Raw genomic sequence first — 24971 nt, 5'->3', positions numbered from 1 at the left:
CAAGCCAGGGGAGGCAATTCGTGGTCGTTGACCGCGAGGGGAGCGCGCGGCCCGGACCGGTGCGCGCGGTGGCGTACGCCGCCTGCGGGGCCGTACTGCTGGCGGGCTGTGCCTCCATGCCGGACAGCGGCGACCTGCGGGACGTCGAGTCCACGCCCCGGCAGGACACGCAGGTGCGGGTGTTCGCCATGCCGCCCCAGCAGGACGCCTCCTCCACCGAGATCGTCCAGGGCTTCCTGGAGGCTCTGACCAGCGACGATCCGCGCTACGACACGGCGCGCAAGTATCTGAGCACGGGCGCCGCGAAGACCTGGCGGCCGGAGTCGCAGGCGACGGTGCTGGCGAACGGGCCGAGCATCCAGACCGACCCGCGCCCGGCCGGCCGGGACGGCACGGACAGCATCACCTACTCGCTGCAGGGCAGCCGGGTGGCCACGGTCGACGCGCAGCAGGCGTACACGCCCGCCGCCGGGGCGTACCAGCGGACGGTGCATCTGACGAAGGACGCGAAGAGCGGGCAGTGGCGGATCGACGCGCTGCCGCAGGGCGTCGTGATGGGCAAGTCCGACTTCCAGCGCAACTACACGTCCGTCAACAAGTACTACTTCGCCTCGGACACGTCGGCCGGGGAGACCGGGCAGCCGGTGGCGGTCGCCGATCCGGTCTTCGTCCGCAGCCCGGTGGATCCGACGACCCAGCTGGTGCGTTCGCTGATCAAGGGCCCCACCACCTGGCTCGGCCCGGTGGTCCGGTCGAGCTTCCCGACCGGTACGGCGCTGAAGAAGGGTGTGTCCGGGCTGACACCGGACGACCAGAACCAGGTCACGGTGCCGCTGAACGTCAAGGCGTCCCGGATCGGGGCGGCCAAGTGCACCGAGATGGCGACCCAGTTGCTGTTCACGCTGCGGAGCCTGACGCCCACCGTGGAATCGGTTGCGCTGCAGTCCGTCAACGGCGGTCGGATGTGCGACGTCACCGAGGATCAGGCCGAGGCCACCGCCTGGCGCCCGTCCGCCAAGCGGCCCGACTTCCTGTACTTCCTCGACAGCAAGCACCGGCTGGTGCGGATGACGACCGGCGGTGCCGGCACCAGCGCGGTCGCCGTGCCGGGCCCGTTCGGCGCGGGCACCAAGTCCCTGCGGTCGGTGGCGGTCGCCCGCGACGAGCGGACCGCGGCCGGGGTCACGGGCGACGCCAGGTCCCTGTACGTCACCTCGCTCACGTCGGACGGTTCGCTGGGCGACGCCGTGCTGACCAGCCACGGCGCGGCCGAGGACGACCGGCTGACGGCGCCGAGCTGGGACGCCCGGGGCGACCTGTGGGTGGCCGACCGGGACCCCGCCAAGCCGCAGCTGTACATGCTGGCGCAGGGCGTCGGACAGCCGCTGGCGGTGCAGATCCCCGAGCTGAACGGCCGTATCGAGGACGTGCGGGTCGCCGCCGACGGGGTGCGGATCGCGCTCGTCGTGGAGAAGGACGGCAAGCAGTCGCTGTTCGTGGGGCGGATCGAGCGCACCAAGTCCGATGACCAGCAGGAGGTTTCGGTCCTCGAACTACGTTCCGCCACTCCTGGCTCGGAGGAGGTCACCGCGATGTCCTGGGCCGGGGACAGCCGGCTCGTGGTGGTCGGGCGCGAGCAGGGCGGCGTGCAGCAGACGCGGTACGTCCAGGTCGACGGCTCCACGCCGGACGGGCTGGCGCCCGCGGCCCTCACGGGTGTCCTGGCGATCGCCGCGTCCGAGGACGACCGGGTACCGCTGGTGGCCCGCTCGCAGGACGACGGGATCGTCCGGCTGCCGTCCGGGGAGCAGTGGCAGAAGGTGGTCAAGGACGGGTCGGCGCCGGTCTATCCGGGCTGAGCCCGGAGCGGCGTGAGAGCGGCCGTCCCGGTCCGGCGCGGAGCCGGCGGGGGCGGCCGTCTTGTTCGGTCGGGGCGCTCGTTGTCCGTGCGGCCGGGACGACCTGGTGCGAAGTGCCTGGTGTTGTGTGCCCAGGGCGACCGTTCTCGGGTGGAACACCGGTCTCCTCACCCGTGTGGGTGACGCGTTGTCTGTGTCGCACGGAGTTGTCCACAGGCAGTTGTCCACAGGGGTGGCCGGTACGGTCGGCCGTTGGCACAGTGGGCACATGCGGGGGTGGTGGCAGGACCTCACCGACCTGGTGCTCCCGGCCGAGTGCGGAGGCTGTGGTACGCCTCGCACGGTGCTCTGCGCCGAGTGCCGTGCCGCCCTGAACGGGGCCGTACCGCGCCGGGTGCGACCGGTGCCGGAGCCGCCCGGGCTGCCGGCGGTGTACGCGGCGGCGCTTTACGCGGACGAGGTACGGGCGGCTCTCCTCGCCCACAAGGAACGGGGCGCGCTGGCGCTCGCCGGGGCCCTGGGCGCGGCCCTGGCGGGAGCGGTACGGGCTGGGCTCCGGGAGAGCCGAACGGCGCGGACAGCCCGGACGGCCAGGACAGCCCGGACCGTCAGGATCGTGACGTCCTGGGCCGACGGCGCGATGGCCGACGGCGCGACGGGCGATGCGGACGGCGCGAGGTGCGGTACGGGTGATGCGGACGGCGCGACGGGTGGCACGGAGGACGCGATGGGCGGCGCAACCGGCGGCGTCGGCGGCGGAAATGGTGGCCTGACGACCGGGGCCGGTGACGGGAGCGGCGGTGCCCGGGTCGGCGGGCCCGTGCTGCTCGTGCCGGTGCCCTCCGCGCCGTGGGCCGTGCGGGCGCGGGGACACGATCCGGTGCGCCGGATCGCCCTCGCGGCGGCCACGGAGCTGCGGCGCACCGGGGTCTCGGCCCGGGTCGTCCCGGTGCTGCGGCAGCGGCGGCCCGTCGCCGACCAGTCGGGGCTCAACTCCCGGCAGCGGCTGGTGAACCTCGACGGCGCACTGGAGGTGACGGCCGGCGACGCAAGGCTGCTCGCGGGCGGCCGTGTCGTCCTCGTCGACGACCTCGTCACGACCGGCGCAACCCTCGCGGAGGCGGCGCGTGCGGTAGGGGAGGCTACGGGGCCCGGAGGGGCAGGAGAGGAGACAACGGCTGTGTATCGGCGCGCGGCTTGGGAAGGAAGGGAGGAACGGACGGCCGACCCCAGGGAAGAAGGAGCGAGGTGGACACAGGACGCACCGGGAATGGCCGAGGGGAACTCCCTCGCGTGGCCGCTCCGTGCGGCTGTGGTCGCGGCCGCACCGGATTCTTTCGAAATGAACCGGAACTGACTGGGAACGCTCATCGTTGCAGGTAGTGACCGGGCCAATTCACCTGAATGGAGGTACGCATCAGTAGAGGGTGACGACATCCGTCCGGGCGAGATATGTTCGGTTGTGAGGGAGAAAGCCGCAGGCCGTGCCTCCCGTATCCGAATGCCGTGCCGCGGGTTTTCCGTAATCATCGCGGTGCTGGGGTGCAGATCTCGCCCATGGGGGAGGAGGAGGTGAAGTCGCCGAGTCCGAGGCTCCGGGGTTCACCGGAGTCGGGTGTAAAAAAGGAGATGCTCCGCCAGTGAAGCGGAGCGCTCCGGGAACGGAGTTCTGCGTGGACATCGTCGTCAAGGGCCGCAAGACCGAGGTGCCCGAGCGGTTCCGCAAGCACGTGGCCGAGAAGCTGAAGCTGGAGAAGATCCAGAAGCTCGACGGCAAGGTGATCAGCCTCGACGTGGAGGTGTCCAAGGAGCCCAACCCCCGACAGGCCGACCGTTGCGACCGAGTGGAGATCACGCTCCGCTCCCGCGGTCCGGTGATCCGGGCGGAGGCAGCGGCCAGCGACCCGTACGCGGCACTCGACCTGGCGGCGGAGAAGCTGGACGCGCGGCTGCGCAAGCAGCACGACAAGCGGTTCTCGCGCCGTGGCGCACAGCGGATCTCGGCCGCCGAGGTCCCCGACCACGTCCCGGACGCGGCGACGCTCAACGGCGACGGCAGCCCCGTCCGGGCGGAAGAGCCCGACGGTGTGCCCACCAAGAAGATCGGTTCCCTGGAGGTGAAGGGTGAAGGCCCCCTCATCGTCCGCGAGAAGACCCACGTCGCCTCCCCGATGAGCCTCGACCAGGCCCTCTACGAGATGGAACTGGTCGGACACGACTTCTACCTGTTCGTCGACTCCGAGACCAAGGAGCCGAGCGTCGTCTACCGGCGGCACGCGTACGACTACGGCGTCATCCACCTCAGCACGGACCCGATGGTCGCCCAGGCGCAACCCCCGGCGGCGGGAGGCACGCTGGGCGGCTGACCCGCCCGCCCGGCAGCTGAGCCTGTGCCCCTGGAAGCGTGCGTGCGCCCCCGGGGGCACCGGTGTGCGACCACTTCGCGCCCCGCTCTGTCTCCGCGTTGTCGCCCGGGCATGGAATCATGGCCGCAGCGGTCCAACCGATGGGCCGCTGCCTTGGGTTGGCGATGGCACAGCACCACAGGCCACAGCCTTCAGGGGGAGGAACGATGGCGGACAGCTTCGGACCGATGCAGGACGATGCCGACGGCGGCGTCGTCGGCCTGGGCCCGGACGCGGAGGGCACTTCGCGCAAGGAACCGATCAGAGTCCTTGTCGTGGACGACCATGCCCTGTTCCGCCGCGGTCTGGAGATCGTGCTCGCCGCCGAGGAGGACATCCAGGTCGTCGGGGAGGCGGGGGACGGTGCCGAGGCCGTCGACAAGGCCGCCGACCTGCTGCCGGACATCGTGCTGATGGATGTCCGGATGCCCAAACGCGGTGGTATCGAGGCCTGCACCTCCATCAAGGAGGTCGCACCCAGCGCGAAGATCATCATGCTGACGATCAGCGACGAAGAGGCCGATCTCTACGAGGCGATCAAGGCGGGTGCGACCGGATATCTCCTCAAGGAGATCTCGACGGACGAGGTGGCCACCGCCATTCGCGCGGTGGCCGACGGCCAGTCGCAGATCAGTCCTTCCATGGCGTCGAAACTCCTCACCGAGTTCAAGTCGATGATCCAGCGCACCGACGAGCGCCGGCTGGTGCCGGCGCCACGGCTCACCGACCGGGAACTGGAAGTACTCAAACTCGTCGCCACGGGCATGAACAACCGCGATATCGCGAAGGAGTTGTTCATCTCCGAGAACACCGTGAAGAACCATGTGCGCAACATCCTGGAGAAGCTGCAGTTGCACTCCAGGATGGAGGCGGTGGTCTACGCGATGCGGGAGAAGATCCTGGAGATCCGCTGAGCCCGCCGACGCCGGTCAGCGCAGCGCGGTCATCAGCGCGCCGGTGACCTCTCGGACCAGCGGCTCGCGCAGCTCCGGGGTGTCCACCCGCTCCACGCGCACCGTCGTGCAGTTCACCCAGCTCGCCGCTTCGACGAGCGCCTCGGCCACCGCCGGAACCGCCTTCGGGCCGTCCAGCGTGACCTGGCGTGCCACCAGGATGCCGCCGGCCTCACGCGCCGGGTCGACCCGGCCCACCAGGCGGCCGCCGGCCAGCACCGGCATCGCGTAGTAGCCGTAGACCCGCTTTGGCTTCGGGACGTACGCCTCCAGGCGGTGGGTGAAGCCGAAGATCCGCTCGGTGCGCGCCCGGTCCCAGATCAGGGAGTCGAAGGGGGAGAGCAGAGTCGTACGGTGTCGGCCGCGCGGGGGTGTGGCCAGGGCCGCCGGGTCCGCCCAGGCCGGCTTGGACCAGCCCTCCACCTCGACCGGGACCAGGCCCGAGTCGGCGATCACCGCGTCGACCTGCTCGCCCTTGAGCCGGTGGTAGTCGGCGATGTCCGCGCGCGTGCCGACGCCCAGCGACTGACCGGCCAGCCGGACCAGGCGGCGCAGGCACTCGGTGTCGTCCAGATCGTCGTGCAGCAACGTGTCCGGGACCGCGCGCTCGGCGAGGTCGTACACCCGCTTCCAGCCGCGCCGCTGGACGCACACCACCTCGCCGTACATCAGCGCGCGCTCCACGGCGACCTTGGTGCCGGACCAGTCCCACCACTCGCTGGTCTTCTTCGCGCCGCCCAACTCCGTGGCGGTCAGCGGGCCTTCGGTGCGCAGCTGCTTGATGACCTGGTCGTAGGCGCCGTCGGGGAGTTCGTGGCTCCAGTGCGGGCGGTCGCGGTAGGCGCGGCGGCGGAAGGCGAAGTGCGGCCACTCCTCGATGGGCAGGATGCAGGCCGCGTGCGACCAGTACTCGAACGCGTGGGGCCGCGCCGGAGACGCGCCGGGAGATTCTGTCGTCCAGTAGGCGGCCTCGACCGCCTTGCGGCCGACGGCGCCGAGGCGGGCGTACGGGATGAGTTCGTGGGAGCGGGCGAGGACCGAGATGGTGTCGAGCTGGACCGCGCCGAGGTGGCGGAGCACGCCCCGCACGCCCGAGCGGCGGTCGGGGGCGCCGAGGAAACCCTGTGCCCTCAGGGCGATACGGCGGGCTTCGTCCGCCGAGAGGGCGGTGGCGGGGCGCGGAAGGGTCGTCATGGCTCGGACGATAGAGGGTGGGTCTGACAGTCCGGTACGACCTGGGGTTTCATCCCTGCGAAGGGTCCGGCAGATACGGCGCGGCCGAGGGCAGGCCCAGGTCCGACGGCAGCAGGGAGCCCACCCAGCAGTCGCGTCGTACACCCTTGTTGTTGAGGGCGGAGCGAAGGGTGCCTTCGATGGTGAAGCCGGCCCGTACCGCGACCGCGCGGGAGCCCTGGTTGCCGACCTCGGCACGCCACTCGACCCGGTCGATCGCCAGCTGCGTGAACCCCCAGCGGGCGACCGTGAGGGTGGCCTCGGTGATGTGGCCGCGGCCGCGGTGCTCCTTGGCGGCCCAGAAACCCACTTCGGCCGTCCCCAGGGAACGCATGGTCAGGCCGAGCATCCCGGCCAGGTCCCCGGTCGTCAGGAAGACACCGAAGGTGAACATCGAACCCTCGGACCAGCCGTCGGGCACCAGTTGCTCCGTGAAGCTCCGGGCGTGTTCCGGGAGGTAGGGCGAGGGAATCGTCGTCCAGCGCTGGATGTCCGGGTCCTGGACGGCCGTGTACACCGCTTCGGTGTCCTGCGGGCCGACCGTGCGCAGCAGCAGGCGGGGGGTGGTGAGCGTGACGGGTTCCATCGGCCGATTCTGCTGGCCCGGCGCCCGGCACGCCATCCATTTCGCGTTCCGTGACCGGGTGATCACGTTTCGCGCAATTCCGCAGCGGATGCGGCACTATCCGCATGCCCCGGCCGTTGTCACCTTTGAAGCGGAGATGAAGCGGAAAACAACCTGGCGACACCAACCGGCACAACCGAATAGCCACCCGGAGGAGTCACACGAAGGGGGCTCGTGGAGCCCTCGGGAAAGCAGCGGACGGCCGTCGGGCCGCCAGGCCTCCCGGCGCGGCCGGGTCCTCGCATACGATGGCCGTTGCTCAGTACGTCCAATGGAAACCGACCGTCCCAGGCCCGACCGGCAAGGAGACAAACCCCCGTGTCCGTCCTCTCGAAGATCATGCGTGCAGGCGAAGGCAAGATCCTGCGCAAGCTGCACCGCATCGCGGACCAGGTCAACTCCATCGAAGAGGACTTCGTCGACCTCTCCGACGCCGAGCTGCGGGCCCTCACCGATGAGTACAAGCAGCGCTACGCCGACGGAGAGAGCCTCGACGACCTGCTCCCCGAGGCGTTCGCCACCGTCCGCGAGGCCGCCAAGCGCGCCCTCGGCCAGCGCCACTACGACGTGCAGATCATGGGTGGCGCCGCCCTCCACCTCGGCTACGTCGCCGAGATGAAGACCGGTGAGGGCAAGACCCTCGTCGGCACCCTGCCCGCGTACCTCAACGCGCTGTCGGGCAAGGGCGTCCACCTCATCACGGTCAACGACTACCTGGCCGAGCGCGACTCCGAGATGATGGGCCGCGTCCACAAGTTCCTGGGCCTGAGCGTCGGCTGCATCCTGGCCAACATGTCGCCGGCCCAGCGCCGCGAGCAGTACGCGGCGGACATCACGTACGGCACGAACAACGAGTTCGGCTTCGACTACCTGCGCGACAACATGGCGTGGTCCCAGGACGAGCTCGTCCAGCGCGGCCACAACTTCGCCATCGTCGACGAGGTCGACTCCATCCTGGTCGACGAGGCCCGTACGCCGCTGATCATCTCCGGCCCGGCCGACCAGGCCACCAAGTGGTACGGCGACTTCGCCAAGCTGGTGCTGCGCCTGAAGAAGGGTGAGGCCGGCAACCCGCTCAAGGGCATCGAGGAGACCGGCGACTACGAGGTCGACGAGAAGAAGCGCACGGTCGCGATCCACGAGTCCGGCGTCTCCAAGGTCGAGGACTGGCTGGGCATCGACAACCTCTACGAGTCGGTGAACACGCCTCTGGTGGGCTACCTGAACAACGCCATCAAGGCGAAGGAGCTCTTCAAGAAGGACAAGGACTACGTCGTCATGGACGGCGAGGTCATGATCGTCGACGAGCACACCGGTCGTATCCTCGCCGGCCGCCGCTACAACGAGGGCATGCACCAGGCGATCGAGGCGAAGGAAGGGGTGGACATCAAGGACGAGAACCAGACCCTCGCCACGATCACCCTGCAGAACTTCTTCCGCCTCTACAAGCGCCACGACCACAGCGGCAAGGAACAGCCCGGCCTGTCCGGCATGACCGGTACGGCCATGACCGAGGCCGCCGAGTTCCACCAGATCTACAAGCTCGGTGTGGTCCCGATCCCGACGAACAGGCCGATGGTCCGCAAGGACCAGTCGGACCTGATCTACCGCACCGAGGTCGCCAAGTTCGAGGCGGTCGTCGACGACATCGCGGAGAAGCACGAGAAGGGCCAGCCGATCCTCGTCGGCACGACCTCCGTCGAGAAGTCGGAGTACCTCTCGCAGCAGCTCTCCAAGCGCGGCATCCAGCACGAGGTGCTCAACGCCAAGCACCACGAGCGGGAGGCGTCGATCGTCGCGCAGGCCGGCCGCAGGGGCGCCGTGACGGTGGCCACCAACATGGCCGGCCGTGGTACGGACATCAAGCTCGGCGGCAACCCCGAGGACCTCGCGGAGGCGGAGCTGCGCCAGCGCGGCCTCGACCCCGAGGAGCACATCGAGGAGTGGGCGCACGCGCTGCCCGCCGCCCTGGAGAAGGCCGAGCAGGCGGTCAAGGCGGAGTTCGAGGAGGTCAAGGACCTCGGCGGCCTCTACGTCCTCGGCACCGAGCGGCACGAGTCGCGCCGGATCGACAACCAGCTGCGCGGTCGTTCCGGCCGTCAGGGCGACCCCGGTGAGTCCCGCTTCTACCTCTCCCTCGGCGATGACCTGATGCGCCTGTTCAAGGCTCAGATGGTGGAGCGCGTGATGTCCATGGCCAACGTGCCGGACGACGTGCCGATCGAGAACAAGATGGTCACCCGCGCGATCGCGTCCGCGCAGTCGCAGGTCGAGCAGCAGAACTTCGAGACCCGTAAGAACGTTCTGAAGTACGACGAGGTGCTCAACCGCCAGCGTGAGGTCATCTACGGCGAGCGCCGCCGCGTCCTGGAGGGCGAGGACCTGCAGGAGCAGATCCAGCACTTCATGGACGACACGATCGACGCGTACGTGGGCGCGGAGACCGCCGAGGGCTTCCCGGAGGACTGGGACCTCGACCGTCTGTGGGGCGCCTTCAAGCAGCTCTACCCGGTCAAGGTGACCATCGACGAGCTGGAGGAGGCGGCCGGCGACCGGGCCGGTCTGACCGCCGAGTACATCTCCGAGTCGATCAAGGACGACATCCACGAGCAGTACGCCTCGCGCGAGGCGCAGCTCGGCTCCGAGATCATGCGTGAGCTGGAGCGCCGGGTCGTGCTCTCGGTCCTCGACCGCAAGTGGCGTGAGCACCTCTACGAGATGGACTACCTCCAGGAGGGCATCGGCCTGCGCGCGATGGCCCAGAAGGACCCCCTGGTCGAGTACCAGCGCGAGGGCTTCGACATGTTCACCGCGATGATGGACGGCATCAAGGAGGAGTCCGTCGGCTACCTGTTCAACCTGGAGGTCCAGGTCGAGCAGCAGGTCGAGGAGGTCCCGGTCGAGGACGCGCAGGCGGTCGCCGAGGGCGTCCAGGACGCGGTGCCGGCTCAGGCGGGCTCCCGTCCCGAGATCCGTGCGAAGGGGCTGGAGGCGCCGCAGCGGCGGGGCATGCACTTCTCCGCGGCCACCGTGGACGGCGAGGGCGGCATCGTCGAGGGCGACTTCGACTACGACGACGAGGAGCCGGCCCGTTCCGAGGCGGACGGCCTGACCCGCGCCGAGCGCCGCAAGCAGGCGAAGAGCCGCCGCGGCCGCAGGAAGTAACGGCAGCCAACAGCGCTTCACCAGGGCCGGCCACCCCGCAAGGGGGGCCGGCCCTTCGGTCTGTGCCGGGGCTGGTGCACCTTCGGCCTGTGGCTGGGGGTACGGGGTTCTCGCAACGCTAGGGCCGGCCGTCGTGGGGTGTGCGGGGGCCGCCCAGTTCCACCGCCGTGCAGCGCCAGCGGAGGTCCTGGCCCTGTTCCAGGCGGAAGGCCATGGCGCGCAGCTGGTCGCCGGCGGCGACGCGGGCGAAGACCTCCAGGGCGCCGGCGCGAGGGACGTAGTAGCCGATGTCGCGGACGACCGGGTCGGTGCCGCGGGTGCGCAGGGGGCCGCGTTCGGCGAGGCGGGCGAGGTCGTCGTAGGCGGGTCCAGCCGTGTGCCGCAGCATCCAGTGGACGGGACGGCGGCCGCTCAGGACGGCCAGCAGCCGCTCCGCGAAGAGGTCGGTGGGGCGCGGGCTCGGCGGAGCCGCCGGAGGCGTCAGAGGCCTGCGGGAGGACACGCCGGGGCGGCGGGAGTCACGGCGCCCGGGCGGGCGGGTGCCCGGGCGGAGCTGGGCGGTCCTGGTCATGACCTTGTTCATGGGGATCCCCGTTCGGCGGGCCCGGCGGGTACCAGGCGGTAACTTGCGGTTAAGGATCTTGTACGGGGACGGGGGCGGCGGCAGCAAGGCGGTGACCGCCCGTGTCGAGGGCCTCGGAGGGTTCACCTATCCGAGTGATCGGTGGTGCGGGAAACCCCCTGGGCGGGCGGCGGTACCGGGTGAATCGGCGGGCACCGGGTGGACGTCCCCGACGTCACCGCCCGGGACCCGAAAGGGGACGCCCGCACGTATCCTGAAGGCCCTCCGGGAGGCGCCAGGACCTTCGGGAGACGCAGAGTCGAAGAGTCCGGAAGAGAGCGGCCACCCATGCGCGTCTACGTCCCCCTGACCCTCCCCGGGCTCGCCGAGGCGCACAAGACGGGCGAGCTGGGGACCGGCCCCTTCGTCGCCTACGCCGTCACGCCCGCGCTGCGCGAGTGGTACCTCTCCGACGACATAGAGGAACTGGAGTACGCCGCGCTCAACCGGGCCGCCCTCGCCTCCCTGCGGCTGCTGGCCGCCGACCGAGACGCGCCGCGGCGCCGGGTCGTGGTCGCCGTGGACGTCCCCGACGGCACGGCGGCGGCCGACCCGGACCGCGGGCTCGAGCCGGCGGCGCTGGGCGAGGTGCGGGTGACCAGGACGGTCGCGCTGGCCAAGGCGGCGTCCGTGCACGTCGACTCCGACGACGCGGAGGAGGACGTGACCGCGGCGGCCGGGGCTCTTGCGGCGGCGGACGGCGGGGACGACGACGCCCAGTTCGTGGTGGACGGGGCCGAGGACCACGAGCTGCTCTGGTACGCCACGCAGGAGATCCCGAACCTGGTGGGGCTCGGCGGCTGAGCGGGGCCGACGGGGCTCATTCGACTCCTGTGACCTGCGGTGATGCGTCACGGGTCTTGATTGTCAGTGCTGGCGGGTAGCGTTTTTGGCATGGGGAAGCACGGAAGCGCGCACATCGTCTGGGACTGGAACGGGACCCTGTTCCACGACAACGACGCGATCATCGGGGCGACGAACGCGGCATCGGCCGAGCTGGGCCTGGCGCCGATCACGCTGGAGCAGTACCGGTCGCTGTACTGCGTGCCGGTGCCGAAGTTCTACGAGCGGCTGATGGGGCGGCTGCCCACCCAGGCCGAGTGGGAGGTCATGGACGAGATCTTCCACCGGTACTACACCGAGCACCGCGGCCGGTGCGGGCTGACCGACGGGGTGGTCGAGCTGCTGGCCGGATGGCGTTCGGCCGGGGGCAGCCAGTCGCTGCTGAGCATGTATGTGCATGACGAGCTCGTGCCGTTGGTGCGGGGATTCGGGATCGAGCCGCACTTCATACGGGTCGAGGGGCGGGTCGGGCCGTCCGGGGGCAGCAAGGCCGAGCACATGGTGCGGCATCTGCGGTCGCTGGGAGAGGTACAGCCCGGGCGGACCGTGGTGATCGGGGACGCGGCGGACGACGCGGTGGCCGCGCGGGCCGTGGGCGCGAAGGCGGTTCTGTACACCGGGGGGTCGCACGGCAGGGCGAGCCTGGAAGAGGTCGGTGTACCGGTCGTGGACTCACTGGCGGAGGCGGTCGAGGAGGCACAGCGGCTCGTGGCGTGACCGGTTGTGCGGGGGATGCGCCCCTTCAGGGGCAAGGGAACCCGCGCGACCGGCCCCGCGCACCCGCACCATCGCCACGCACCCCACCCCCCTAAGTCGGCCGGGCCGGCGCAGCGCGCTGTGCAGAACGTCAAACTTCCACCCCCTCTTTTGTACACATACGGCTCATGACGGCCCCCGGGTGAGGAGCGATAGCCTTGGTGGCGTGATCAGCGCGATAGTTCGCGGGGGCCTCGGCGCCCCTGCCCTGCGCCCGGTGAGCACGGAACACCTCCGTGACCGGGCGGCGGTGGCTGGTCTTCGCGGGCGGAGGGCACCCGAAACAGCCCTGGTAGCGGCGTCGCCGAGAGCGACGTCACACCCTCGGGGCATGTCGAGAATGGCCGAATACCCCCCGCTCGTCTCACCTTGCGGCATAGCGTCGGAGCAGACCGGAGACCCCGGCCGTGGCGTCGAGCCGCAGGGGGAAGAGCCCGTACTTCCTTCTACGTCACGCAATGGCGCGCGACAGGAGCCAGAGGACAATGCAGACCAAGCTGGACGAAGCCAAGGCCGAGCTGCTCGAACGGGCCGCCCGGGTAGCTGAGAACAGCCCGGCAGGGGGGCACCTACCGACTGGGACGACGGGGACGGCGGACCAGGAGTCCGTGTTCGCGTTCCTTCAGCGCTACTACCTGCACACCGCGCCAGAGGACCTCGCCGACCGTGACCCGGTCGACGTCTTCGGCGCAGCCGTCTCGCACTTCCGTCTCGCCGAGACCCGCCCGCAGGGCACCGCGAACGTCCGGGTCCACACCCCGACCGTCGAGGAGAACGGGTGGACCTGCAGCCACAGCGTGGTGGAGGTCGTCACCGACGACATGCCCTTCCTCGTCGACTCGGTCACCAACGAGCTGACCCGGCAGGGGCGCGGCATCCATGTCGTGATCCACCCGCAGTTCGTGGTCCGCCGCGACCTCACCGGCAAGCTCATCGAGATGCTGCCCACCCCGGCCGCCGGCGAGGAACTGCCCCACGACGCGCACATCGAGTCCTGGATCCACGTCGAGATCGACCGCGAGACCGACCGCGCCGACCTCAAGCAGATCACCGTCGATCTGCTGCGGGTGCTGTCCGACGTCCGCGAGGCCGTCGAGGACTGGGAGAAGATGCGGGAGGCGGCGGTCCGTATCGCCGAGGACCTCGGCTCCGAGCCGGTCCCCGGTGACCTGCCCCGTCCCGAGGTCGAGGAGGCCCGCGAGCTGCTGCGCTGGCTGGCCGACGACCACTTCACCTTCCTCGGCTTCCGCGAGTACCAGCTGCGCGAGGACGACTCGCTGGGCGCCGTGCCCGGCACCGGCCTCGGCATCCTGCGCTCCGACCCGCCGCACGCCGGCGAGGAGGGCCACCCGGTCAGCCCCTCCTTCGAGCGGCTCCCGGCCGACGCGCGCGCCAAGGCACGCGAGCACAAGCTCCTCGTCCTGACCAAGGCGAACAGCCGGTCGACCGTGCACCGGCCGTCGTACCTGGACTACATCGGGGTCAAGAAGTTCGACGCGGACGGCAACGTCGTCGGTGAGCGCCGCTTCCTGGGGCTGTTCTCGTCCGCCGCGTACACCGAGTCGGTGCGCCGGGTGCCCGTGATCCGCCGCAAGGTCGACGCGGTGCTCGAGCGGGCCGGCTTCTCGCCCAACAGCCACGACGGCCGTGACCTGCTCCAGATCATGGAGACCTTCCCGCGCGACGAGCTGTTCCAGACCCCGGTCCCGGAGCTGGAGTCGATCGTCACGAGCGTCCTCTACCTCCAGGAACGCCGGCGGCTCCGCCTCTACCTGCGCCAGGACGAGTACGGCCGCTACTACTCGGCCCTCGTCTACCTCCCCCGCGACCGCTACACCACCGGTGTCCGGCTGCGGATCATCGACATCCTGAAGGAAGAGCTCGGCGGCATCAGCGTCGACTTCACGGCCTGGAACACCGAGTCCATCCTCTCCCGGCTGCACTTCGTCGTCCGGGTCCCGCAGGGCACCGAGCTGCCCGAGCTGTCCGACGCCGACAGGGACCGCATCGAGGCCCGCCTGGTCGAGGCGGCCCGCTCCTGGGCCGACAGCTTCGCCGAGGCGCTCACCGCCGAGTGCGGCGAGGAGCGCGCGGCCGAGCTGCAGCGCCGCTACATCAACTCCTTCCCCGAGGGCTACAAGGCCGACCACACCCCGCGTGCGGCGGTGGCCGACCTGGTCCACCTGGAGCGGCTGACCGAGGAGGCGGGCAACGACTTCGCGCTCAGCCTCTACGAGCCGGTGGGCGCCGCCCCGGACGAGCGCCGCTTCAAGATCTACCGCAAGGGCGCGGCGATCTCCCTGTCGGCGGTGCTGCCGGTCCTGAACCGGCTGGGCGTCGAGGTGATCGACGAGCGGCCGTACGAGCTGCGCTGCTCGGACCGGACGACCGCGTGGATCTACGACTTCGGCATGCGGATGCCGAAGACGGCGGGCGGCGGCAACGGCGACTACCTGGGTGACGACGGCCGTGAGCGGTTCCAGGACGCCTTCGCGGCGACCTGGACCGGCCTGGCGGAGAACGACGGCTTCAACGCGCTGGTGCTGAGCGCCGGGCTGAGCTGGCGGCAGGCGATGGTGCTGCGGGCGTACGCCAAGTACCTGCGGCAGGCCGGTTCCACGTTCAGCCAGGACTACATGGAGACCACGCTCCGTCACAACGTCCACACCACCCGGCTGCTCGTGTCGCTCTTCGAGGCGCGGATGTCGCCGGACCGGCAGAAGGCCGGCCTGGAGATCACCGACGCCCTCCACGAGGAGCTGGACGCCGCCCTCGACCAGGTGGCGAGTCTCGACGAGGACCGCATCCTGCGCTCCTTCCTGACCGTCATCAAGGCGACGCTGCGCACCAACTTCTTCCAGGAGACGGTGGAGGGCACCCCGCACTCGTACGTCTCCATGAAGTTCGACCCGCAGGCCATCCCGGACCTCCCGGCGCCGCGCCCGGCGTTCGAGATCTGGGTGTACTCGCCGCGCGTCGAGGGTGTGCACCTGCGCTTCGGCAAGGTCGCGCGCGGCGGTCTGCGCTGGTCCGACCGGCGTGAGGACTTCCGGACCGAGATCCTCGGCCTGGTCAAGGCGCAGATGGTCAAGAACACCGTCATCGTGCCGGTCGGCGCCAAGGGCGGGTTCGTCGCCAAGCAGCTGCCGGACCCGGCGAAGGACCGGGACGCGTGGCTGGCCGAGGGCATCGCCAGCTACAAGACGTTCATCTCGGCGCTGCTCGACATCACCGACAACATGGTGGCCGGCGAGGTCGTGCCCCCGCAGGACGTGGTCCGGCACGACGAGGACGACACCTACCTGGTGGTCGCGGCCGACAAGGGCACGGCGACGTTCTCCGACATCGCCAACGAGGTGGCCGGGAGCTACAACTTCTGGCTCGGCGACGCCTTCGCCTCCGGCGGTTCCGCGGGCTACGACCACAAGGGCATGGGCATCACCGCGCGCGGCGCCTGGGAGTCCGTGAAGCGGCACTTCCGGGAGCTGGCCGTCGACACCCAGACCGAGGACTTCACGGTCGTCGGCATCGGTGACATGTCCGGTGACGTCTTCGGCAACGGCATGCTGCTCAGCGAGCACATCCGCCTGGTCGCCGCCTTCGACCACCGGCACATCTTCATCGACCCCACCCCGGACGCGGCCACCGGCTACGCCGAGCGCCGCCGTCTGTTCGACCTGCCCCGTTCCAGCTGGGGCGACTACAACACCGAACTGCTCTCGGCGGGCGGCGGGATCTTCCCGCGCAGCGCCAAGGCGATCCAGGTCAACAGCCATATCCGCGAGGCGCTCGGCATCGAGGAGAAGGTCGCCAAGCTGACCCCGGCCGACCTGATGAAGGCGATCCTGGAAGCGCCGGTGGACCTGCTGTGGAACGGCGGTATCGGCACCTACGTCAAGGCGTCGACCGAGTCGAACGCGGACGTCGGCGACAAGGCCAACGACGCCATCCGCGTCGACGGCGCCGACCTGCGCGTCAAGGTCGTCGGTGAGGGCGGCAACCTGGGCCTGACCCAGCTCGGCCGGATCGAGTTCGCCCGCCAGGGCGGCAAGATCAACACCGATGCCATCGACAACAGCGCCGGCGTGGACACCTCCGACCACGAGGTGAACATCAAGATCCTGCTCAACGGCGTGGTCGCGGACGGCGACATGACGGTCAAGCAGCGCAACAAGCTGCTCGCCGAGATGACCGACGAGGTCGGTGGCCTGGTGCTGCGCAACAACTACGCGCAGAACGTGGCGATCGCCAACGCCCTGGCCCAGTCCAAGGACATGCTCCACGCCCAGCAGCGGTTCATCCGCCACCTGGTCAGGGAGGGCCATCTGGACCGGGCGCTGGAGTTCCTGCCCACCGACCGCCAGATCCGCGAGCGGCTCGGCTCCGGCCAGGGCCTGACCAGCCCGGAGACGGCCGTCCTGCTGGCGTACACGAAGATCACGGTCGCCGACGAGCTGCTGGCGACCTCGCTGCCGGACGACCCGTATCTGAGCGGCCTGCTGCACGCCTACTTCCCGACGGCCCTGCGCGAGCGGTTCGCCGCCGCGCTCGCCACCCATCCGCTGCGCCGTGAGATCACGACCACGGTCCTGGTCAACGACACGGTCAACACCGGTGGTACGACCTATCTGCACCGGCTGCGCGAGGAGACCGGGGCCTCCCTGGAGGAGATCGTCCGGGCCCAGACCGCGGCGCGTGCGATCTTCCGCTCCGCCCCGGTCTGGGACGCGGTCGAGGAGCTGGACAACAAGGTCGACGCGGCCGTCCAGACCCGGATCCGGCTGCACTCCCGCCGTCTGGTGGAGCGCGGCACCCGCTGGCTGCTCAACAACCGGCCGCAGCCGCTGGAGCTGATCGAGAACGTCGACTTCTTCTCCGAGCGGGTCGAACAGGTCTGGCAGCAGCTGCCCAAGCTGCTGCGCGGCGCGGACCTGGAGTGGTACCAGCACGTGTACGACGAGCTGTCGGCGGCCGGTGTCCCGGACGAGCTGGCGACCCGGGTGGCCGGCTTCTCCTCGGCCTTCCCGGCGCTGGACATCGTCTCGGTGGCCGACCGCACGGGCAAGGAGCCGCTGGATGTCGCCGAGGTCTACTACGACCTCGCCGACCGTCTCGGCGTGTCCCAGCTGATGGACCGCATCATCGAGCTCCCGCGTGCCGACCGCTGGCAGTCGATGGCCCGTGCCTCCATCCGCGAGGACCTGTACGCGGCCCACGCGCTGCTCACCGCCGACGTGCTCGCGGCGGGCAACGGCGCGTCGACGCCCGAGCAGCGCTACGAGGCCTGGGAGCAGAAGAACGCGGCCATCCTGGGCCGGGCCCGGGCCACGCTGGAGGAGATCCGCAGCTCGGACTCCTTCGACCTGGCCAACCTGTCGGTGGCCATGCGGACGATGCGGACGCTGCTGCGCACGCACTCGTAGGCGCGGTCGCAGTCGTGCGACATGAAAGGCGCCCCGGGCCGGTGACGGCTCGGGGCGCCTTTCTTTCTCGGCTTCTGTCTCGGCGGTGACGGTTCGCGCCGGCACGGGTGTTCCGGACGGACCCGAGCCGCGCCGTGTGGGGACGGCGCGGCTCGGGTCGTACACCTCTGCTTCAGGAGGGCTGGGTGGTGACCTTCGGAGCGTCGGTCTGGGCGTCGGCCTGCTTCGGCGGCGCGGCCTTCGGCTTCGGCTTGGGCTTCGGCTTCGCCTTGCCCTTGTCGCCGGTGAAGGCCTCGTACTCCGCGAGGACCTCCTCGGTGGGCCCGTCCATGCGCAGCACACCGCGCTCCAGCCACAGCACCCGCTCGCAGGTGTCGCGGATGGACTTGTTGTTGTGGCTGACCAGGAACACCGTGCCGGCGTGCTCGCGCAGGGTCCGGATGCGCTCCTCGGAACGCATCCGGAAGGCCGCGTCACCGGTGGCCAGCGCCTCGTCGATGAGCAGGACGTCGTGGTCCTTGGCGGCGGCGATGGAGAACCGCAGCCGGGCGCCCATGCCGGAGGAGTAGGTGCGCATCGGGAGGGTGATGAAGTCGCCCTTCTCGTTGATGCCCGAGAAGTCGACGATCTCCTGGTAGCGCTCCTTGATCTCCTCGCGGGACATGCCCATGGCGAGGCCGCCGAGGTAGACGTTCTTCTCGCCGGTCAGGTCGCCCATGAGGGCCGCGTTGACGCCGAGGAGGGAGGGCTGGCCGTCGGTGTAGATGGCGCCGTTCTCCACCGGGAGCAGGCCGGCGACGGCCTTGAGGAGGGTGGACTTGCCGGAGCCGTTGGTGCCGATGAGGCCGATCGCCTCGCCCTTGTAGGCGACGAAGGAGACGTTCTTGACCGCGTGCACCTTGCGGACGCCCGCCGCCTTCTCGGCCTTCTTGCGGCGCATCATGCGGTTGAGGGCGGCGGTGGCGGAGCCGCGGCCGGCGCCGGTGCCGTTGACCCGGTAGACGATGTCGACGCTGTCGGCGACGACGGTGGGGATGCGGGTGTCGCTCACGTTCTCAGCCACGGCCGTACGTCTCCTCAGCCTTCCAGAAGTAGATGAAGCCGCCGACGCCGACGACCAGGGCCCAGCCGGTCGCGACCAGCCACACGTGCGGCGGCAGCTGGCTGCCGTGGAAGCTGTCGATCAGGGAGTAGCGCATCAGATCGATGTAGACGGCGGCCGGGTTGTCCTTGAGCACCGGAGCCACCCAGCTCGGCAGACCCTTGTGCTTGCCGGTCAGCTTGTCGATGCTCCACATGACGCCGGAGATGTACATCCAGGTGCGCAGCACGAACGGCATCAGCTGGGAGATGTCCGGGGTCTTGGCGCCCCACCGGGCCATGATCAGCGACATGCCGGTGTTGAAGGTGAACTGCAGGATCAGCGTCGGGATGGCCAGCAGCCACGAGGCGGCGACCGGCACGCCGAAGCAGAGCAGGATGACGGCCAGGGCGGCCATCGAGAACAGCAGCTGCTGGAGCTGCTGGAGGCAGAAGGAGATCGGGAGTGCGGCGCGCGGGAAGTGCAGGGCGCGGACGAGCCCGAGGTTGCCGGCGATGGCACGGGTGCCGGTCATGATCGAGCTGGACGTGAACGTCCAGATGAACACGCCCGTGACCAGGAACGGGATGTAGTCCGGCACACCCTTCTTCGATTCCAGCAGAATGCCGAAGATGAAGTAGTACACCGTGGCGTTCAGCAGCGGGGTCATGACCTGCCAGACCTGGCCGAGCTTCGCCTGGGCGTACTGGGCGGTGAGCTTGGCGGTCGCGAAGGCGGTGATGAAGTGCCGCCGTGCCCACAGCTGGCGGACGTACTGCGGCAGGGAGGGGCGGGCGCCGCTGACCGAGAGTCCGTGCCGGGCGGCGAGCGCCGCGAGGTCGTCCTCGGCCGTGACCGGGGTCGGGGGCGGTGTGTGGAGAACCTGGGTCACATCCGCTGCTTTCACTCGGGGGGTGGGGGTGCGGCGTCCGGCTGGGCACCGGCCCGTCATCCGGCGTTTCCTTACGCTTCTCTTCACGTTTTCTTACGTCGGGACGGGACCGTATCGTCGCAACGGGAGCGTAGGCGGAGTTGGCGTCGGAACGCAACCGTTTCGTCGTCACGGACTGGTGTGCGCCGTAACACTTCCGAGGTCGGGACGCGACCGATTCGTTGCCGGGGGACGAGCCGCGCTCGTGTTCGGTACGGCGGTGAGCTGGGAGTCGTTCAGCGCGGCTGTGTTGCGGCGATCGGGTGGTGGGCCTCGTCGGGACGCAACCGTTTCGTCGTTACGCCCCTATGCTGGGGGGCATGACGACGAACGCCGAGGAGTCCCAGACGCGTCCGCGCCGACGAGCCCCCGCCGGGGCGGCCGTCCTCCGCGAGGACGTGACCGAGGCCATCCGGGCCGCCGTCTTCGAGGAACTCGCGGCGGTCGGGTACGCCCGCATGTCCATCGAGGGCATCGCGCGCCGCGCGGGCGTCGGCAAGACCGCCGTCTACCGCCGGTGGCGCTCCAAGCTGCACCTCGTCCTCGACGTCGTCTCGGCCCTCGCGGTGCTGGGCCTGCCGGTGCCCGACACCGGCTCCCTGGAGGGCGACCTGCGGCTCCTGTACGAGGTCACCTCCCGCGCGCTGCGCCACCCGGTCGCCTCGCAGATCATCCCGGACCTCCAGGCCGAGGCGGCCCGCAACCCGGAGATCGCCGAGGCCATGCAGAAGACGCTGCGCGAGGGCCAGGACGGCGTCGCCAGCAAGATCATCGAGGCGGCCCAGCGCCGCGGTGAACTCGCCGCGGGCCTCGACGACGACCTGGCCATGGACCTGATCTCCGGCCCGCTGTACTGGCGTTCGGTGGTGATCCGCACCCCGAAGCTGCCGAAGGGGTATCTGGCGGCGCTGGCCCGTGGCACCACGGAGGCGCTCAAGGCGCTGTGAACCACTCCGCCGGGGATGTCACAGGCGAGGTTGCCGTCTCGTCGTAGAGGGCGCAGGCATCCTCGATCAAGGAGTGGACGATGAACCTCGCCCTGTGGATCGCCGCCGGACTGCTCGCCGCGGTGGCCCTGACCGGTGGGATCAGCAAGACGTTCGTACCCCGGGAGAGGCTGGCCGCGGCCCACGGCGGAGGCTGGACCGGAGAGGCGGGCACCGGCTTCGTCAAGACGCTCGGTGTGCTGGAGCTCCTGGCCGCGGTGGGTCTGGTGCTGCCCGCCGCCACCGGCACCGCGCCGGTGCTGGTACCGGTGACCGCCGCGTGCTGGATCCTGCTGATGGTCGGAGCGATGATCACCCACGGCCGGCGCGGTGAGCGGGCGTTCGTGGCACTGAACCTGGTCTACCTCGTGCTCGCGCTGGTCGTCGCGGTGGGCCGGTTCGGTCCCGCGCCCTTCTGAGCGGCCGGTTCATGGATGTCGACGGGGGAGTCGGGGGAGAAGGGGGACATGGGGGAGTGGACATGAACAGGACCGAGGAGTTCCAGGAGCTGCGGCCGCTGCTGTTCTCGATCGCGTACCGGATCCTGGGCAGCGTCAGCGAGGCGGAGGACGCGGTCCAGGAGAGCTGGCTGCGGTTCGAGGGCTCACCGACGGAGGTCAGGTCACCGAAGGCGTTCCTGTCGGCCGCGGTCACCCGGATCTCGATCGACGTACTGCGCTCGGCCCGCGTCCGGCGCGAGGAGTACGTCGGCCCGTGGTTCCCCGAGCCGCTGCTCGCCGACCCCTACGAGGATCCGGCACGGTCGGCGGAGCTGGCCGACTCGGTGTCGATGGCGGCGCTGCTGCTCCTGGAGCGGCTCAGCCCGCTGGAGCGGGCCGTCTTCGTGCTGCGCGAGGTGTTCGACTTCGGCTTCCCCGACGTCGCGTCGGCGGTGGGCCGCTCCGAGGCCGCCTGCCGTCAGCTCGCCGTACGGGCCCGGCGCCACATGGCCGAGGGCCGCCCCCGTTTCGAGGCGGACCGCAGGGAACGCGACGAACTGGCGGCACGCTTCTTCGAGGCCCTCCACGAAGGCGACCTGGCCGGCCTCCAGGACCTCCTCGCCGCCGACGTGTCCCTGGTCGGCGACGGCGGCGGCAAGGCCCCGCAGCTGGCCCGGACGATCGCCGGCGCCCAGAACGTGGCCCGCCTGCTCGCGGCCGTCTTCCCGGTGCTGGACCGGGTCGAGGTGAGCTGCGAGCAGCACGAGGTCAACGGCCAGCCGGGCGCGATCTTCCACGACCGCGACGGCAGGGTCCTCCAGACCTTCTCCCTGGACATCCTCGACGGCCGCATCCAGACGATCCGCCTGGTCCTGAACCCCGACAAACTCGCCCACATGGGCCCGGTGGCCGACGCCTGGGCCATCTCGGAAAAACTCAAACGAGCCCGCCACCCCGGGGACTGACCATCCCTCACCACCCCCGGCCGGGGGGCGGCGACTGGTGAGGCGGCGGGGCGGTGGGGCCGTGGGTCAGGTTCGGGTCGGTTCTGGGTGGTGGTGGAGCCAGCCCTGCCAGGCTGAGGTGATCATGTCCTGGACGTCGAGTTTGGCCTTCCAGCCCAGTTCCGTGGCGATGCGGTCGGCGGAGGCGACCACGCGGGCCGGGTCGCCGGGGCGGCGCGGGGTGACGGTCGGGGGGCGGTCGTGGCCGGTGACCGCGTTGATGCGGTCGATCATCTCGCGGACCGAGACGCCCTCGCCGCGCCCGATGTTGAGGGTCAGTTCGCGGCCCGGCTCGGCCTGGAGGGCGCGGGCCGCCGCCACATGGGCCTCGGCCAGGTCCACCACGTGGATGTAGTCGCGGACGCAGGTGCCGTCGGGCGTCGGGTAGTCGTTGCCGAAGACGCGCGGCGGCGCGTCCTCCGTGAGCTTCTCGAAGACCATCGGGACGAGGTTGAAGACGCCCACGTCGGCGAGTTCGGGGCGGGCCGCGCCGGCCACGTTGAAGTAGCGGAGCGAGGCTGTGGACAGACCGGTGGCCCGGCCCGTCGCGCGGACCAGCCACTCACCCGCGAGCTTCGTCTCGCCGTACGGCGACATCGGCACGCACGGCGTCTCCTCCGTCACCAGCTCGACGTCCGGCATGCCGTAGACCGCCGCGGAGGAGGAGAACACGAAGGACGGGACCTCCGCGTCCGTCACCGCCTGGAGCAGGACACGCAGACCTTCGACGTTCTCCCGGTAGTAGTGCAGGGGGCGCTCCACCGACTCGCCGACCTGCTTCTTCGCCGCCAGGTGGACGACCCCGGTCACCTCGTGCTCGGCCAGGGCGCGCGCCACCCTCTCGCCGTCCAGCGTGGAGCCCACCACCAGCGGGACATCCTTCGGCACGCGCTCGGCGACGCCGGTGGACAGGTCGTCGTAGACCACCGTCCGCTCGCCCGCCTCGGTCATCGCGCGTACGACATGCGCCCCGATGTAGCCGGCGCCGCCGGTGATGAGCCAGGTCATGTATGCCCGTTCCCTCCGTCAGTCGGCCCGTGCTGTTCTTCAGCCGCGGTCACCCTTCAGTGAAGCAGGTGCCGCCGACGTCAGTGGACGGACGGGGTGACGTCCCGCGTTCACGGAGGGGCGCGCGACGGCCTGCGGGCGGCGCGTGGCGCGCCACAGGCGGGTGAGGGAGAGGACGGCGGCCGTGGCCAGCAGGCCGTTGCGGGCGAGCATCAGCAGACAGCCGGTCCAGGTGCCGTGCACCACCTCGGCGTAGAACGTGGGATAGGCGACGGCACTGAGCGCGGTCGCCGTCACGACCAGCGCGGCGACCGGGCGCTGGGTGGTGTGCCGGGAGGTCAGGCAGACGGCCGTCAGACCGAGCAGCCAGATCAGGTACTGGGGGCTGATCACCCGGCTGGTGACGGTGAAGAGGAGCACCGCGCTCAGCGCCGCGTCGTACGGGGTGGCCTGGGTCCAGCGCAGGGCCCGAACCCGCCACAGCAGCAGGAGCGCGAAGGCGACGGCGGTGAGCGCGAGGGAGGCGGTCGCGACCGCGTGCACATGCGGGCCGACCAGCTCCATCGCGCCGTACTGGTAGCGGGTCGTGCCCCGCCAGCCGGCGTGCCGGGCGAGGCTGAGCGCGGTGCCGCCGAGGGACTCGACCTGCACGCCCCGGCCGCCCTGCTGCCGGAGGAAGGCGAGCGGGTTGCGGAAGGAGAGCAGGAACGCGGTGAGGGTCGCGGCCCCGGTCACGGCCGCCCAGGTCCACGCCGTGCGCGTCGTACGCCCGCGCTCGACGCCCAGCAGCACCAGCGCGGGCCACACCTTCACCAGCGCGCCCAGCGCCGCGAGCGCCCCGGCCGCGCGCGGGGCGCGCGCCAGCGCCAGCAGGGAGAGCACGGCGAAGGCGGTGACCGCCACGTCGTAGCGGGCGAGCGGGAGGTGCAGCAGGAGAGGGAGGGCGCCGGTCCACAGGGCCGCGCCCAGCAGCGTGCGCCCGGGGCGCGTGCCCGCGCGCACGAGCGCCGCCGTGATCAGCGCGTCGGTCGCGAGGGTGAGCGCCACGAACGCCTGGAAGTAGCTCAGCCCCGGCACCAGCCCCGGCGCGAGCAACACCGCGCCGGCGCCCGGCGGGTACTGCCACAACGTGTCGTGCGCCGGGAACGCGCCCTGCGACAGGACGCCGTACCAGTGGAAGTAGAGCCGCCATACTTCGCGCGCGACCGCTCCGTGTCCCAGGAGTCGCTCGTTGTTGTGGGCGAGGAGCCACAGCATCAGCGCGCGCGTGCCGAGCCAGACACCGGCGAGGCAGAGGGGGCGCGCGAGGCGCGGCGAGCGCGGGGGGCGTGCGGTGCGCGCGGGGCGCCACAGGCGCGGGAGTCGAACAGGCGGGGCGAACGGGGCCGGTGGGAGCGGGAAGTAAGAGCGGTGATTCATCAACCGCGAGCGTAAGCCGCGCGGATGGTGTATCCATGCCGATACGCCGTCAATACCCGGCAAAGGTTGGCTAATCGCAAAAGATCGGGCCGTGGTGAGTATCGGGCCTCTCGTAAAAGCGCATCCGCGGACAACGCGAACGACAGCAACCGGCCGGCCGACTCCGTCGAGTCGGCCGAAGCCGTTGGGGGGACCCCCCGACGGTCCGCCGGGCCGCG

18 protein-coding genes are annotated in these 24971 nt (G+C 70.5%); 11 read left to right on the top strand and 7 right to left on the bottom strand.

What is annotated here, in order from left to right; all coding sequences use genetic code 11:
• The first annotated feature begins 20 nt into the window (after positions 1-20).
• The 4 genes from ACZ4N4_RS44805 (at position 21) to ACZ4N4_RS44790 (ending at position 5178) form a co-directional block, all read left to right on the top strand.
• Complete coding sequence (locus ACZ4N4_RS44805) at positions 21-1859, top strand: LpqB family beta-propeller domain-containing protein (protein ID WP_467600201.1); 1839 nt, start codon at positions 21-23, stop codon at positions 1857-1859.
• A 268-nt stretch (positions 1860-2127) separates the two neighbouring features.
• Complete coding sequence (locus tag ACZ4N4_RS44800; RefSeq protein ID WP_467600198.1) at positions 2128-3216, top strand: ComF family protein; 1089 nt, start codon at positions 2128-2130, stop codon at positions 3214-3216.
• 316 nt (positions 3217-3532) lie between these two features.
• Positions 3533-4225, top strand: a complete 693-nt coding sequence (gene hpf / locus ACZ4N4_RS44795) for a ribosome hibernation-promoting factor, HPF/YfiA family (RefSeq protein ID WP_453383647.1) — start codon at positions 3533-3535, stop codon at positions 4223-4225.
• 206 nt (positions 4226-4431) lie between these two features.
• Positions 4432-5178 carry a response regulator gene (locus ACZ4N4_RS44790; RefSeq protein WP_450756444.1) on the top strand — a complete coding sequence of 249 codons (747 nt, stop codon included), beginning with the start codon at positions 4432-4434 and terminating at the stop codon, positions 5176-5178.
• A gap of 15 nt (positions 5179-5193) precedes the next feature.
• Here the strand turns inward: ACZ4N4_RS44790 and ACZ4N4_RS44785 are convergent, their stop codons facing one another.
• Positions 5194-6411 (bottom strand): winged helix-turn-helix domain-containing protein, encoded by a 1218-nt coding sequence (locus tag ACZ4N4_RS44785; protein WP_467600195.1) that lies wholly within the window; start codon positions 6409-6411, stop codon positions 5194-5196.
• A 49-nt stretch (positions 6412-6460) separates the two neighbouring features.
• Positions 6461-7036, bottom strand: a complete 576-nt coding sequence (locus ACZ4N4_RS44780) for a GNAT family N-acetyltransferase (RefSeq protein ID WP_453579267.1) — start codon at positions 7034-7036, stop codon at positions 6461-6463.
• A 357-nt stretch (positions 7037-7393) separates the two neighbouring features.
• On the opposite strand from ACZ4N4_RS44780, the gene secA reads away from it, so the two are divergent.
• Positions 7394-10240, top strand: coding sequence for a preprotein translocase subunit SecA (secA, locus tag ACZ4N4_RS44775; protein ID WP_453579270.1), 2847 nt, complete (start codon positions 7394-7396; stop codon positions 10238-10240).
• A 118-nt stretch (positions 10241-10358) separates the two neighbouring features.
• Here secA and ACZ4N4_RS44770 read toward each other — a convergent pair whose 3' ends face one another.
• Positions 10359-10823, bottom strand: coding sequence for an Rv3235 family protein (locus tag ACZ4N4_RS44770; protein WP_467600191.1), 465 nt, complete (start codon positions 10821-10823; stop codon positions 10359-10361).
• Between the two features lie 327 nt (positions 10824-11150).
• On the opposite strand from ACZ4N4_RS44770, the gene ACZ4N4_RS44765 reads away from it, so the two are divergent.
• The 3 genes from ACZ4N4_RS44765 (at position 11151) to ACZ4N4_RS44755 (ending at position 17884) form a co-directional block, all read left to right on the top strand.
• Positions 11151-11666: a DUF6912 family protein gene (locus tag ACZ4N4_RS44765; protein ID WP_467600188.1), complete on the top strand. Its 516-nt coding sequence runs from the start codon at positions 11151-11153 to the stop codon at positions 11664-11666.
• 90 nt (positions 11667-11756) lie between these two features.
• On the top strand, positions 11757-12422 hold the full coding sequence (locus ACZ4N4_RS44760; RefSeq protein WP_453579278.1) for an HAD family hydrolase: 666 nt from the start codon (positions 11757-11759) through the stop codon (positions 12420-12422).
• Between the two features lie 524 nt (positions 12423-12946).
• A complete protein-coding gene (locus ACZ4N4_RS44755) occupies positions 12947-17884 on the top strand; it encodes an NAD-glutamate dehydrogenase (RefSeq protein WP_467600185.1) in 4938 nt (1645 codons plus the stop codon).
• A gap of 172 nt (positions 17885-18056) precedes the next feature.
• On the opposite strand, the gene ACZ4N4_RS44750 is transcribed toward ACZ4N4_RS44755, so the two are convergent.
• Together ACZ4N4_RS44750 and ACZ4N4_RS44745 are read right to left on the bottom strand one after the other, a co-directional pair.
• Positions 18057-18947 carry an ABC transporter ATP-binding protein gene (locus ACZ4N4_RS44750; protein WP_467600182.1) on the bottom strand — a complete coding sequence of 297 codons (891 nt, stop codon included), beginning with the start codon at positions 18945-18947 and terminating at the stop codon, positions 18057-18059.
• Positions 18940-19857 carry an ABC transporter permease gene (locus tag ACZ4N4_RS44745; protein ID WP_467600179.1) on the bottom strand — a complete coding sequence of 306 codons (918 nt, stop codon included), beginning with the start codon at positions 19855-19857 and terminating at the stop codon, positions 18940-18942. The genes ACZ4N4_RS44750 and ACZ4N4_RS44745 overlap by 8 nt, the downstream gene beginning before the upstream one ends.
• A 359-nt stretch (positions 19858-20216) precedes the next feature.
• Between ACZ4N4_RS44745 and ACZ4N4_RS44740 the strand changes: the two genes are divergently transcribed.
• The 3 genes from ACZ4N4_RS44740 (at position 20217) to ACZ4N4_RS44730 (ending at position 22287) form a co-directional block, all read left to right on the top strand.
• Positions 20217-20843 (top strand): TetR/AcrR family transcriptional regulator, encoded by a 627-nt coding sequence (locus tag ACZ4N4_RS44740; RefSeq protein ID WP_362716893.1) that lies wholly within the window; start codon positions 20217-20219, stop codon positions 20841-20843.
• A gap of 80 nt (positions 20844-20923) precedes the next feature.
• Positions 20924-21301 carry a DoxX family protein gene (locus ACZ4N4_RS44735; protein WP_467600176.1) on the top strand — a complete coding sequence of 126 codons (378 nt, stop codon included), beginning with the start codon at positions 20924-20926 and terminating at the stop codon, positions 21299-21301.
• 62 nt (positions 21302-21363) lie between these two features.
• Positions 21364-22287 (top strand): RNA polymerase sigma-70 factor, encoded by a 924-nt coding sequence (locus ACZ4N4_RS44730; protein WP_467600174.1) that lies wholly within the window; start codon positions 21364-21366, stop codon positions 22285-22287.
• Between the two features lie 66 nt (positions 22288-22353).
• On the opposite strand, the gene galE is transcribed toward ACZ4N4_RS44730, so the two are convergent.
• Both galE and ACZ4N4_RS44720 read right to left on the bottom strand, forming a co-directional pair.
• Positions 22354-23334: a UDP-glucose 4-epimerase GalE gene (gene galE, locus ACZ4N4_RS44725; protein WP_467600171.1), complete on the bottom strand. Its 981-nt coding sequence runs from the start codon at positions 23332-23334 to the stop codon at positions 22354-22356.
• 39 nt (positions 23335-23373) lie between these two features.
• Positions 23374-24753 (bottom strand): glycosyltransferase 87 family protein, encoded by a 1380-nt coding sequence (locus ACZ4N4_RS44720; RefSeq protein ID WP_467600169.1) that lies wholly within the window; start codon positions 24751-24753, stop codon positions 23374-23376.
• Positions 24754-24971 lie beyond the last annotated feature (218 nt).

The organism is Streptomyces sp. NPDC026538, assembly GCF_055567535.1.
The sequence above is the reverse complement of the archived record's forward strand: the minus strand, read 5'-3'. Positions and strand labels throughout refer to the sequence as shown.